General features: G+C 74.1%; 11 protein-coding genes. 6 read left to right on the top strand and 5 right to left on the bottom strand.

Going from position 1 to position 11,996, the window contains the following annotated elements; all coding sequences use genetic code 11:
- Window positions 1–17: 17 nt before the first annotated feature.
- On the top strand, window positions 18–842 hold the full coding sequence (locus ACIBQ6_RS02515; RefSeq protein ID WP_397209811.1) for a phytanoyl-CoA dioxygenase family protein: 825 nt from the start codon (window positions 18–20) through the stop codon (window positions 840–842).
- Window positions 843–879: 37 nt separating this feature from the next.
- Here the strand turns inward: ACIBQ6_RS02515 and ACIBQ6_RS02510 are convergent, their stop codons facing one another.
- The 3 genes from ACIBQ6_RS02510 to ACIBQ6_RS02500 all read right to left on the bottom strand — a co-directional run bounded on the left by ACIBQ6_RS02510 (window position 880) and on the right by ACIBQ6_RS02500 (window position 5,316).
- The gene (locus ACIBQ6_RS02510; protein ID WP_397209810.1) at window positions 880–3,372 is read right to left on the bottom strand and encodes a hypothetical protein; all 2,493 of its coding nucleotides are present in this window, start codon (window positions 3,370–3,372) and stop codon (window positions 880–882) included.
- A gap of 70 nt (window positions 3,373–3,442) precedes the next feature.
- On the bottom strand, window positions 3,443–4,048 hold the full coding sequence (locus ACIBQ6_RS02505) for a cysteine hydrolase (protein WP_397209809.1): 606 nt from the start codon (window positions 4,046–4,048) through the stop codon (window positions 3,443–3,445).
- Between the two features lie 26 nt (window positions 4,049–4,074).
- On the bottom strand, window positions 4,075–5,316 hold the full coding sequence (locus ACIBQ6_RS02500) for an MFS transporter (RefSeq protein ID WP_397209808.1): 1,242 nt from the start codon (window positions 5,314–5,316) through the stop codon (window positions 4,075–4,077).
- 136 nt (window positions 5,317–5,452) lie between these two features.
- Here ACIBQ6_RS02500 and ACIBQ6_RS02495 point away from each other — a divergent pair, with 136 nt between their 5' ends.
- Window positions 5,453–6,403, top strand: a complete 951-nt coding sequence (locus ACIBQ6_RS02495) for a LysR family transcriptional regulator (protein ID WP_397209807.1) — start codon at window positions 5,453–5,455, stop codon at window positions 6,401–6,403.
- A gap of 14 nt (window positions 6,404–6,417) precedes the next feature.
- Here ACIBQ6_RS02495 and ACIBQ6_RS02490 read toward each other — a convergent pair whose 3' ends face one another.
- Complete coding sequence (locus ACIBQ6_RS02490) at window positions 6,418–6,765, bottom strand: hypothetical protein (protein WP_397209806.1); 348 nt, start codon at window positions 6,763–6,765, stop codon at window positions 6,418–6,420.
- A gap of 125 nt (window positions 6,766–6,890) precedes the next feature.
- Here ACIBQ6_RS02490 and ACIBQ6_RS02485 point away from each other — a divergent pair, with 125 nt between their 5' ends.
- The 3 genes from ACIBQ6_RS02485 to ACIBQ6_RS02475 all read left to right on the top strand — a co-directional run bounded on the left by ACIBQ6_RS02485 (window position 6,891) and on the right by ACIBQ6_RS02475 (window position 9,322).
- Entirely contained in the window at window positions 6,891–7,493 is a 603-nt protein-coding gene (locus tag ACIBQ6_RS02485) for a cadmium resistance transporter (RefSeq protein ID WP_397209805.1), read from the top strand.
- Window positions 7,494–7,614: 121 nt separating this feature from the next.
- Window positions 7,615–8,268 (top strand): hypothetical protein, encoded by a 654-nt coding sequence (locus ACIBQ6_RS02480; protein ID WP_397209804.1) that lies wholly within the window; start codon window positions 7,615–7,617, stop codon window positions 8,266–8,268.
- A 70-nt stretch (window positions 8,269–8,338) separates the two neighbouring features.
- Window positions 8,339–9,322 carry a hypothetical protein gene (locus ACIBQ6_RS02475; protein ID WP_397209803.1) on the top strand — a complete coding sequence of 328 codons (984 nt, stop codon included), beginning with the start codon at window positions 8,339–8,341 and terminating at the stop codon, window positions 9,320–9,322.
- Here ACIBQ6_RS02475 and ACIBQ6_RS02470 read toward each other — a convergent pair.
- A complete protein-coding gene (locus tag ACIBQ6_RS02470; protein ID WP_397209802.1) occupies window positions 9,287–10,279 on the bottom strand; it encodes an AraC family transcriptional regulator in 993 nt (330 codons plus the stop codon). The two genes, ACIBQ6_RS02475 and ACIBQ6_RS02470, sit on opposite strands and share 36 nt — an antisense overlap.
- 89 nt (window positions 10,280–10,368) lie before the next feature.
- On the opposite strand from ACIBQ6_RS02470, the gene ACIBQ6_RS02465 reads away from it, so the two are divergent.
- Window positions 10,369–11,988 (top strand): alcohol dehydrogenase catalytic domain-containing protein, encoded by a 1,620-nt coding sequence (locus ACIBQ6_RS02465; RefSeq protein WP_397209801.1) that lies wholly within the window; start codon window positions 10,369–10,371, stop codon window positions 11,986–11,988.
- Window positions 11,989–11,996 lie beyond the last annotated feature (8 nt).

Below are 11,996 nucleotides of genomic sequence, written 5' to 3'. Positions count from 1 at the left end.
ACCCCGGAGGTTCCACCATGTCCGAGCTGGACGACTTCATGTTCGACCTCAACGGCTACCTGATCCTCAGGAACGCCGTGGACGCGGATCTGCTGCGGCGGCTCAACGAGGAGTTCGACGCCTTCCCCCGCCACCTGGCCAGGGGCGAGTGGTACCGGGGCGCCCAGCGCCGCGACTACACCCCCGAGACCGGCTTCGAGCTGCACCAGGCGGTGACGGCGGGCCGGCCGTTCGAGGAGCTGGTCGACCACCCGAGCTGGTTCGACCTGGTCAGGCACTACGCGGGCGAGGAGGACAGCTACATCCCCGGCGTCTTCGTCGACGAGACGATCGCCTCGATCCGCGAGTCGGGCGGGCACCACCCCGTGCACTCCGGCGGCTACCGCACCGCGCTGCGCTGCGGCTACCGCTACGACCACGGCGTCTTCCGCTGCGGCCAGGTCAACATCATCCTCGCGCTGACCGACATCGGCGAGGGCGACGGCGCGACGATGGTGGTGCCGGGCTCGCACAAGTCGAACTTCCGGCACCCGCTGGGCGGCGACTACGCCAGGGGCGACCGCATGGACACCCTGCCGGGCGCGATCCCCGTCCACCTGGAGAAGGGCGACGCGCTGCTCTTCGTGGACGGGCTCATGCACGGCGGCTCCACCCGGACCAACCCCGGCGAGCGCCGCGTGGTCATCTACCGCTACGGCCCGGTATGGGCGGGCAGCAGGTACGGCTACGTCTACGACGAGTCCTGGCTCGGCGGCCTGACCGAGCAGCGTCGCAAGGTGCTCTACCCGGTCCCGCACGTCCACGTCGGCGACCCCTGCCCCGCGGAGCCCGGCGACAGGTGAGCGACGGTCCCCCCGGGGGCGGCGGCGGGGTCGGCGGTCAGCGGCGGGGGCAGGCGAACTCGCCGTGCGGGCCCCAGGTCGTCCTCACGTCGCCGCCGTCGCGGCGGCCGCACTCCATGGCCACCACCGGCCCTTGGGGCGTGTCCCGGAGGATGAGGAACCTCTTGTCGGACGGCACGACGGTCACCGCGCCCGACGCGTTGCGGGGATCGCTCGGGTAGACGATCGTCCCCGTCGCGCCGCGCAGGCCGGCGTCGCCGCCGACGCCGAAGGAGGACAGGACCTGCACCGAGCCCCGCCCGCACCCCGCCGCCTTGTTGAGCTGGCAGACGGTGTTGACGGCCGTGGCCATGGTCATGAGGGCGTCGTAGGCGAGCGGCCCGCGCCAGTGGTCGTACCAGGCGTCGTGGCCGTAGGCGGCGGAGTAGCGGGCGAGGTACTCCCTGCCCATCTCGTTCGGCGGCCGGCTGGGGAGCGCGTGCGCCGAGTAGTACAGCGTGACGCCGTCGAACGACAGTTGCTGCGCGCGCGTCACCGTGGTGGTGACGTCGGCACCGGCCAGCACGGTGAGGGCGCTCGGGCACGCGTTCTTGCCCTTGACGGTCTGCAGGAAGTCGCGCAGCCGCTGGGCCCGTCCCGGCCAGAGGACCAGGGTGCGCCGCGGGTCCTTGGCGACGATCGCGCAGGTCTCGTCGGCCAGCGCCGACAGGCTGTACACCGTCTTGCCGCCGGGCTGGGGGCTCTTGTTCGACGGCGAGAACCACAGCTGGGTGTTCGGCCGGAACTCGGCGGCGAAGTCGTCGCTGAGGGTCTTGCTGTAGTCGTCGTCGGGATCGCCGAGGATGACGGCCGAGGCGGCGGGGGCGCAGGTGCCGTCGTCGGCGGGGATGACGCCGGCGTTCCTGACGAAGGCCGCGATGAGCCGGGCCTGTTCCGGATTGTCGTAGGAGACCTGGTGATAGAGCGGGTGCGACTGGAAGGTCTCCGAGGTGGCGCCGATGCCCAGCATGGGCAGGCCGCCGTCGCCGAGGATCCGCTGGGCCTCGATCGTCTCCTTCCGGCTCTCGCCCAGCCCGATCACGCCGAGCACCTTCCGGTCCGGCTGGGCCGCGATCCGGCGCGCCATCTCGGGCGCCTTCGCGTACCCGGCGCCGGCCTCCTCGACGTTCACCCGCACGAAGACGTTGCCGTCGTAGTTGCGCCGGCTGTGCGGGGTGGCCTCCGCCATGTCGTTCATCTTCTGCTGGGCCAGCCGGATCCCGCGCAGCTCGGGGAGCACGCCGTTGTACTCGGGATGCTCGAAGGTCGCGACGCCGGAGCCGAGGTACACCACGGTCTTGACGGTGTATCCCTGTTTCTCCTTGGCCTCGACCCTGGCGTTCTCGGCCTCGATCCGCTGCTTGTCCGCGGCGTAGAGGCTCTGCGCCCCGGCGGCGTCCGGGACCGGGGCGGGCGGGCTCGCGGGGCCGGGCGCGGGCCGCGCGAGGCAGGAGGTGTCCGGCGGCCGGATCGGGGGCAGCCAGGGGATCGCGAGCACGGCCGCCAGCCCGACGGCGGCCAGGCCCTGCGCCACGGCCTCGGTCGCGGCGAGCGCGGGGCTGCCGAGCCGCACGGGGATCCTGGTCCGGCCCGCCAGGGCGGCGGCGTCGAGGCCGGCGGTCCCCTGGATGACGCCCTCCGTCGTGGCGAGGGCCGGCCGGCCGTCGAGAGCGCTCGCCGTCCACCTGAGGTCCGGGTCGGCGGCCTCGGCGTCGGACGCCGGCGCGGCGATCACCATCGTGCGGCGTACGCGGGTGTCCCGTACGGCTTCGGCGACGCGGTCGGTGAGCGCGGCCTCGCCGGTGACGAAGAGCACGAACCTGCTGCGGCGACGCCGCCGCCACGGTGACAGCCTGGGGGTGAAGGCCGCCTCCAGGTCGCACAGGAGCGCACGGAGCAGGGCTCCCTCCTGTCTCTCCCGGTCGGGGCCCCACATGAGCCGGCCGGCTTCCGGGAAGAAGTCGGCCTTGTCATGCCCGATGTGGCCGGGGAACCAGCCGCGGGTCCGGCGGCGCCACGACCAGCGGAAAACTCCGCGGATCGCCCAGCCCGCCAGGATGAACAGGAGAACCTGGAAAAACAACGACAATCCGCCTACCTGGTTGGCACTCCGTACGAAATAGGCGAGATTTGGGTGAAGGTCGTGAAATGCCAGCTCCAGTGCGCCGGTTGCCCGTTCGCCATCTTTTATCGCGCTCAAGGCTCGATAACGAGGAAAACGTACTGTGCCCCAGCCACGTGGTGTCGTGTTGCCCAGCTGGACGACGATCCCGCCCAGGCGGGTGGCCTCGTCGATCTCGGCGTGCGGGACGAGGGGCCGGTCGTCCGCCGTGCGCAACCGGCGGGCGAGCGCCTTGACCACGACGCCGGGGGCGGCCGCCCGGGTGCCCTTATAGATCTTCACGACGAGCGCCGGAGCGGCCCTGCGTGCCGTGACTCTTTCGTCGATCATCGAGGCGAACGCGTCGAAATCGCCGTTCAGGGGAGCCATGCACCCAGTATTGGGGGCACGGGCAATTCGGCCCGCCCGCGATACGAAAGTGAAATCGAACGGTTCGCGACTATCGGCTCTCGCGCAGGAGCGAATGCAGCCCGGCGGTGCCGACGACGTGGGCCGTTCTCGGGAACACGCCGGTCATCAGCGTCCGGTGGAGGTGCGGGTCCGGATCGGCGACACCGTCCGACAGGACGTGCAGCCGGTAGTCGCGGTCGGCGGCGTCGGCCACGGTGGACAGGACGGCGCCGCTGGTGGTGAGCCCGGCGACGACCAGGGTGGTGATCCCGCGCTCCCGCAACCGCCGGTCGAGGTCCGTCGTGGACAGCGCGCCCACCCTGGTCTTGCGGACGACGAGGTCCCCGGGCTCGGGCGCGACCCGCCGGTGGAAGTCCGTGCCGGGGTCCTCGTGGTGCAGCAGGCGTCCGCGCCCGATGAGCGAGAACGTCGGGTTGGCGGCCGGGATCGCCGCCCAGTCGGCCTCGGTGAAGCCGAGCCGCACGTGGACGACGGCGGCGCCGTGCGCGCGCATGGCGGCGGCGGCGTCGGCCACCCGGGACAGCAGCGCCTCCTGCTCCTCCGGGCCGGGGAGCGAGGCGAGCACGCCCTGCTGGAGGTCCAGGACGAGCAGCGCGGACGTCCGGGGGTCGAGCTCGGGGGACGTGACGGTCATCGTTGTCTCCTTGGTGATGAGGGGATTCAGGCGTGGGGCGCGGGCACCGGCTCGGGAAGGGCCGCGGCGGCGCGCCGGGGAAGCAGCAGCGGGGTCGCCAGCAGGATCACGCCGGCCAGGCCGATGGCCGGACGGGGGCCGAGCAGGGCGCCCAGCACCCCCCACGCGGCCGTCAGCAGCGCGGTCGACGCCTTGGTCGTCACCGACCAGGCCGACAGCGTGCGGGTGATCCGGTCGTTCGGGGTGCGTTCGAGGCGGTAGGTGGCCGAGACGGGGTTGAAGACGCCGCAGCAGAAGATGAGCCCGAGTTCGACGCCCATCACCAGCAGCAGCCCTCCGGTGCCCGGCCCCACGAAGGCCAGCCCGAGCGGCCACACCGCGCGCAGCGTCCCGGTGACGATCAGGACGCGGTGCTGCCCGAACCGGGTGACCAGCGGACGGGCCAGCCGCGCCCCGAGCAGCCCGCCGATCGCGGGCACGGCGAAGGCGAGACCGTACTGCCACGAGGTGAACCCCAGCCGGCCGAGCATCAGGACGGCCAGCAGCGCGTCGGCGGCCATCAGCAGCCCGTTGAACAGGGCGGTGTTGAGGAACAGCGGGCGCAGCGCGGCGTCGGCGAGGATGTGCCGCCAGCCGTCGAGCAGGTCGCCGGCGCGCATGCGCGCGGGCTCCCGGCGTGCGGGGCGCGGCTCGCCGCCGCCCGCCGCGCGCACTCCCAGCGCCGACAGCAGGTAGCTGACCGCGTCGGCCACCACCGTCGCGACCGGGCCGAGCAGTGCGATGGCGGCGCCGCCCAGCGGCGGTCCGACGATCGTGGTCGTCCAGGTCGTGGACTCCAGGCGGGCGTTCGCGACGAGCAGGTGCTCGCCGGGCAGCAGCGTCTTGAGGTACGCCCCGGAGGCGGCGCGGAAGGTGATGTCGGCCGCCGCCACCACGACCGAGACCAGCAGCAGCTGGACGAAGGTGAGCACGCCGAGCGCGAACGCGGCGGGGATCGTCAGCAGCGCCGCGAACCGCACCAGGTCCGCCGCGATCAGCACGGGCCGCTTGCGGCGGAACTCCACCCACGGGCCGAGCGGCACGGCCACGGCCGCGCCCACCGCCGCGCCCACCGCCGACAGCGCCGCGACCTCCGCCGGCCCGGCGTGCAGCACCTGGACGGCGATCAGCGGGAACGCGCCGAAGGCGAGCCACGTGCCGAGCGCGCTGGTGCCGTACGCCGCCCACAACCATCCGAACCGGCGGCCCAGCCGGTGCCCGTCCCTCATGTCCCCGACGCTCCTCGTCACTCGCCCGTACAACCGATACGCGATCGGGAGCATCCAATCGGGCCGGCGAGCAGGAGATCAAACAACCGGACGGCCTGATCCGCACAACGGATGGTTGTGTCCGTAAGGTGTGCGCATGGACCTCGACATCGTCCGGACCTTCGTCGCCGCCGCCGAGGCGGGGCAGTTCCAGGAGGCCGCCGCCGACCTGGCGGTCACCCAGCAGGCCGTCTCCAAACGCATCGCCGCCCTGGAACGTGACCTCGGGGTGCGGCTGTTCACCCGCACCCCGCGCGGCACCACGCTCACCATCGACGGGCAGGCGTTCCTGCCGCACGCCCGCGAGCTGCTGCGGGTCGCCGAGCGGGCGGTCGCGTCCGTACGGGCGGGCAGCCGTCCGCTGCGGGTCGACGTGCTGGCCTCGCGCGGCGCGGGGTCGGGCCTGATGCGCGGCTTCCATCACGCCTACCCCGGCATCGACCTCGACGTGGTGATGTTGTCCGACATCGACGCGGCCGTCTCCGCCATCCGGTCCGGCACGATTGACGCCTCCTTCCGCGCCGTCGCCATGCCCGGCCGGCCCCTTCCCGACGACGTCGAGTCCGCCTGGGTCGTCGACGAGGCCCTCCAGCTCCTCACCGGCCCCGCCCACGCGCTGGCCGACGCCCGTTCGGTGACCCTCGACCAGCTCACCGGACACCGGATCTGGATGCCCGGCCTCGCCCCCGGCACGGAGTGGACCGCCTTCTACGACGACCTGGTCGCCGAGTTCGGCCTCAGCATCGAGGCGACCGGCCCCAATTTCGGCTCCGACGTGCTCCTCGACACCATCGCCGACACCCCGGCCCTGGCCACGTTCATGGGCGACCGGACCCGGCTCGTCTGGCCCGCCGGTCACGGGCTGCGCCGCATCCCGGTCACCGGCCCCACGCCCGTCTACCCGCACTCCCTCCTGTGGCGCCGCGACAACCCGCACCCGGCGCTGGCCACCCTGCGCGCCCACCTCGCCGCCACGGCGGCCGAGTGCCAGGCCGGGACGTGGGCCCCGGCCTGGGCACGGGCGGGGGACGGCCGCCGGGCGGGCTGACCGCCCCTCGCCGGTCAGCCCTCCTGAGGCCCTTGGGTGACCCAGTAGTCCTGGAGCAGGGTGTTCTTGGGGCACCACTCCTCCGAGACGGACGTGCCGCCCACCATGGGCCCGGGGCGCTCCGGCTCGATCCCGCAGCGGATGTGGACCTGGTGCCAGTGCTGGTAGGTGCCGGCCGGGCAGACGGACCGCGCCCCGAACTGCTCGTACCTGAACACGCCGCCGCCGACGCGGTGGGTCTGCTCGGCCCGGCACGGCCCGTCGGCCGCCCGGAGGTCCGGCCCGGCGTGCGCCGGCCCGCCGGGCACCGTCAGGGCGCCGGCGGCGAGGACGGCGGCTGTGAGTGCGCTGCGTGCGCGCATGGTGCTCTCCTTCGGCCGGACTCGGCCGGACCCGTCCGGTGTGGGACGTCGCGTCGGCGGCTCTCAGGCCCGCCTGCGCCCCGATAGGGTCATCCGGGCATCTCCGGACAGAAGGACCACCTCTGGTGAATCTGGGCATCGTCGGGCAGGCCGCGGGGCTGTTCGCCGTCACCAACATCGACGACATCCTGATCCTGGCGCTGTTCTTCGCCCAGGGCGCGGGCAGGCGGGGCGTCGCCGTCCGGATCGTGGCCGGCCAGTACCTGGGCTTCCTCGCGCTCGTGGCGGTGGCCGTGGCGGCGGGCTTCGGGGCGACCTTCCTGCCCGGGTCGCTGATCCCGTACCTGGGGCTGCTCCCCCTCGCCCTGGGCGTCAAGGCCGCCTGGCAGGCGTGGCGGAACCGCCGCGACGGGGACGACGGCGACCCGGACGGCGACCCGCCCGGCGGCCCGAGCACGCTGGAGGTCGCCGCGGTCACCTTCGCCAACGGCGGCGACAACATCGGCGTGTACGTGCCGGTCTTCGCCACCGCCGGGCCGGGCGGCACCGGCGGGTACGTCGCCGTGTTCCTCGTCCTGGTCGGCGTGTGGTGCGCGGCCGGACGGTTCTTCGCCACCCGTCCCCTGGTCGCCCGCGCCCTGAGCCGGTGGGGGCACGTCCTGCTGCCCGTGGTCCTGATCGGCCTGGGTCTGCTCATCCTCGTCGAGGGCGGCGCCTTCGGCCTCTAGATCCGGGGAAACTTCGGCGCGGCCCGAACCAAGGGCCGGGCGGGGACGTCCAACGAGATCACGGCATCGGAAGGGGGTGGCGGATGTTGATCCGCTCGGGCGGCGCCTCGGGGGCGCGGGCATGGTGACGCGCCGACGCGCAGCCCGTCCGGCCCCGCGGGTCGACGTGGCCCGCCTGCCGGAGGACGTCGTGGCGCTCGTCGACGCCCTCGAACCCGGCGAGAGCCTGGTCCTCACGCGGGACGGCGCGTCGATCGCGACGATCTCCAGCACCGTCGACGTGGTCCAGGGCGCCGTCGTCGGCCGCGGGGCGCCGGACGAGCCCGGCGATCCGCCGCCGGTCGACCACGACAGTGTGACGGTCGTGGCCACCGCGATGGAGCTGTCGAACGCCGCCCGCCTCGCGCTGTCCGACCGGCTCGGCGCCGACTACGTGGTGCTCGACATGCACGCCGCCCCGGCGACGGCCGACGTGCTCCTGGTGCCCGCCGGCAGTCCGCAGCTGATCGCCGGGCTCCGGTCAATGTTCCCGAAGGCCCGCGTGGTCGTCACCGAGATCGAGGACCCGGAGCTCGGGGTCCGGTACCACGGCCCGGTCCGGCGGCTGCTCGACGCCGGCGCGGACGCGTACCTGCCGCCGGCGACCGTCCCGCTGCTGGCCAGGCAGCTCGGCCATGTCCTGGCCCAGGGGCGCGAGCTCACCGGCGAGGCCACGGCACCGCTGCAGATCGCCCCGGCCCCGGCAGCGGACGGCGACCCGGAGGAGCAGGTCTAGCCGGGCACCGAAGAGCTCTCCCGTCAACCGGACGATTGCTTGAAATCGATCACCAGGCGACGATTGGCGCATGCGTCTGAACTTCCAGGTGGGCGACCTCGCGGCCACCCGGTTCGTGGTCTCGCCCCTGACCCACGCGATCTTCGCGGCCTTCAGCGTCCATCATCCCGACCTGACCGAGAAGGGCTCGATCTGGCGGGACATCGCCACAACCGTGCCGCGCCGGACGCTGCCGCTGCTCGACATCCTCAACCGCGGCGCCTCCCGCGTCACCCTGCATGAGGGGCTGGTCACCTCCGAGGTGGCCCCGCCGATCGAGACCGCCGCGCTCTCCGACGAGCTCGACGCGCTCGCCGCCCTGGACACCCCACCCGAGGAGCGCGAGTTCGGCGGCGACCTGTGGCGCTTCAGCGGGGTGCCGGGACGGCCCGACCTCGACATGGACCCGGCGCGGTTCCGCCGGGCCCTGGCCGACAGCATGTACGTGCTCTTCCACCGTTTCCTCGCCCCGGAATGGCCCGGCATGCGCCGGAGGCTCGAAACCCGCCTGGCCGGCTACCAGGAGACGGTGGCGCGGATCGGGCTCGGCTCCGCGCTCAGCACCCTCAGCCCGCGGCTGTCCTGGGACGGCGGCGGCATGGTCGTCGCGGGCGGGCCGCCGATCACGGTCGATCTCGGCGGACGCGGCCTGCTGCTGCACCCGATCTCCGGCGCCTCGCCCCGCTACCTGGGCATCGCGACCACCCGGGACCGGCGCAGCTCGGTGCTCACGGTGCCGATGCCCGACGGCGGCCGCCAGGTGCTGCCGTCACCGGCCTTCGACACGCTCGCCGCGCTGGTCGGGCGGGCGCGGGCGCGGGTGATGCGGGCCGTCGGCGGACACGGCTGCCGTACGGACGAACTGGCCGGGCGGCTCAGGGTCAGCGCCTCCACCGCCTCCGAGCACGTCACCGTGCTGCGCAACGCCGGGCTGATCGCCACCCGCCGCAACGGCCAGGCCGTCCACCACCACCTGACCTCACTCGGCGCCCGCCTGCTGGAGGCCAACGGCTGACCCGGCACGGACGGGCTCACCCCCTCCCGGGGGCGGGCAGCCGACGCGGCGGTACTTGCCGGGGGGCATGCCGTACTCGCGTTTGAAGGCGTTGGCGAAGGCGAACTCCGAGCCGTAGCCGACCGCGGCGGCGACCGTGCTCAGCGCGGCGTCGGAGTCGCGCAGCATGCGCGCGGCCGTGCTCAGCCGCCACCAGGTCAGGTAGCTCAGCGGCGGCCGGCCGACGAACTGGGTGAACCGGCGGGAGAACGCCGCGCGCGACAGCCGGGCGCGGCGGCCGAGTGACTCGACCGTCCAGGGGTGGGCGGGATCGCGGTGGATGCCGTCGAGCGCGGCGCCGACGGCGGGGTCGGCCAGCGCGGCGGCCCAGTTGCCCGCCTCGCAGTGGTCGGCCGAGGCGTCGAACCAGGCCCGCAGGATGTACAGCAGCAGCATGTCCAGCAGCGCCGGGACCACCAGGTCGGCGCCCGGCCGCGGGTCGTCGATCTCCTTGCCGAGCAGCTCGACGGCGGCGCGCAGGTCGGTGTTGCGCCCCAGGCCGGTGGGCAGGTGGATCATCTCGGGCAGCCCGCCGAGCAGCGGATGCGCCCGGCCGGCATCGAGCCGGTAGCCGCCGCAGAGCGTCACGGTGACGGGCCCGGCGCCCTCCAGCGAGGCCGAGGAGAACAGCTCGGCCGGGGCGTAGGGGTCGCAGTCGGGCTCCGGGAGGGGCCGGTCGGGCGAGTCGGCCAGCCCGTAGCCGTGGCCGTGGGGGAAGAACAGCACGTCGCCCGTGCCGACCGGGAACGGCTCGCCCTCCGGCGGGATGGCCCAGCACGAGCCGCGCAGCACGACCTGGAACCCCGCCGACCCGGGCGCCGGCGGGAAGCGCTGCCCCCACGGCGCCGGCCACTCGACCCGCGCCGAGCGCGGCACGCCGATGCGCATGGAGGCGACCACGTCGCTCAGTACGTCCATGGCCGGAGTCTAGTGCGGAAGACGATCGCGTATGAATCAAGCACTCAGGCTCATTGGACGCCTCGCGCCTGGCTCCTAGGGTTGACGGCATGACAAGAGTCCTGGTCAGCGGGGCGACCGGCACGATCGGCCGTCCGCTGGTGGAGCAGTTGAAGGAGGCGGGCGCCGGCGTCCGCGCGGTGACGAGGGAGCTGACCGACCCGGTCGCGCTGGCGGCGGCCCTCGACGGGGTGGACGCGGTGTTCCTGCTGTGGCCGTTCGCCTCGGCGGAGGGGGCCCGCGAGGTGCTGGAGCTGATCGGCGCCCGGCGGGTGGTCTACCTGTCCTCGGCCGCCGCGCGTCCGCACGAGGTCGAGATCGAGCGCCTGATCGCCGGGACCGCCCGGGAGTGGACGGTGCTGCGTCCGCACGCCTTCGCGGCCAATGCCCTGCGGTGGGCCGGGCAGGTCCGGACGGGCGTCGTGCGGCAGCCGTCCGGCGAGGCGGTCTTCTCCCCCGTCCACGAGCGGGACGTCGCGGCCGTCGCGGTGCGCGCGCTGCTCGGCGGAGGGCACCATGGCGCGGTGTACACGCTGACCGGGCCGCGGCCGCTGACCCAGCGGGAGCAGGCGCGGCTGATCGGCGAGGCGATCGGCCGGCCGGTGCGGTGGTCGGAGGAGCCTGCCGAGGAGGCCAGGCGGCGGCTGCTCGGCCTGGCCTGGCCCGCGTCCGCCGTGGACGGCATGCTGCGCGCGCTCACCGAGCCGGGCCCGTCCACCCGGACGGTGGAGGAGGTCACCGGAGTGCCCGCGAGCGACTTCGGGACGTGGGCGAGCGAGCACGCCGCGGACTTCCTCGGCACCATGCGGGCGGCCCGCCTGCACGAGTACGGCGACGCCTCGGTGATCAGGGTGGAGGAGGCGCCGGTGCCGCGGCCCGGCCCCGGCGAGGTGCTCATCGAGGTGGCCGCCACGTCGTTCAACCCCTCGGAGGTGGGGCTGCGCGCGGGCCTGCTGCGGGAGGTGTTCGGCGGCACCCTGCCGCACACGCTCGGCTGGGACGTCGCGGGCACCGTGCTCACCGGGGCGGGCGACCTCGTCCCCGGGGACCGGGTGATCGGGCTCATCGACGGCGCGGCGGCCGAGTACGCGGTCGCCAAGGCGGACGTGCTGGCCAGGGCGCCGCGGCGGATCCCGCTGACGGCCGCGGCGGCCGTGCCGGTGGCCGGGCTCACCGCCTGGCAGGCGGTCTTCGAGCACGCCCGCATCGGCCCCGGCAGCCGGGTGCTGATCAACGGCGCGGGCGGCGGCGTCGGGCTGTTCGCGGTGCAGCTGGCCAAGCACGCGGGCGCGTACGTGGTGGCCACCGCCGGGCCGCGCAGCGCCGCCGCCGTACGGGCGCTGGGCGCGGACGAGGTCGTGGACTACACCGCCGGCCCCCTGCCGGGCGGCAACGACGTGCTGATCAACCTGGTGGCCGACGTGCCCGACTCGGTGACGGAGCTGGCCGCGGAGTTCGTCTCGATCACCCGGCCGATCGACCATCCGCGCGCCGTCCACTTCGTGGCCCGCAACGACCCGGAGCAGCTCGCCGAGCTCGTGGCGCTGATCGACGCGGGCGTGGTGGACGTCGAGGCGGCCGTCCGCCCGCTGGAGGCGCTGGCCGACGTGCACCGGGAGGCCGAGCGCGGTCTCGTCCGCGGCAAGGTCACGCTGACGACGGGCGGCTGATCACGCCT

The sequence above is a fragment of the Nonomuraea sp. NPDC049655 genome (assembly GCF_044465465.1).
Lineage (GTDB): Bacteria > Actinomycetota > Actinomycetes > Streptosporangiales > Streptosporangiaceae > Nonomuraea.
Note: the sequence above shows the minus strand (reverse complement) of the source record. Positions and strands in the feature narration are given on the sequence as shown.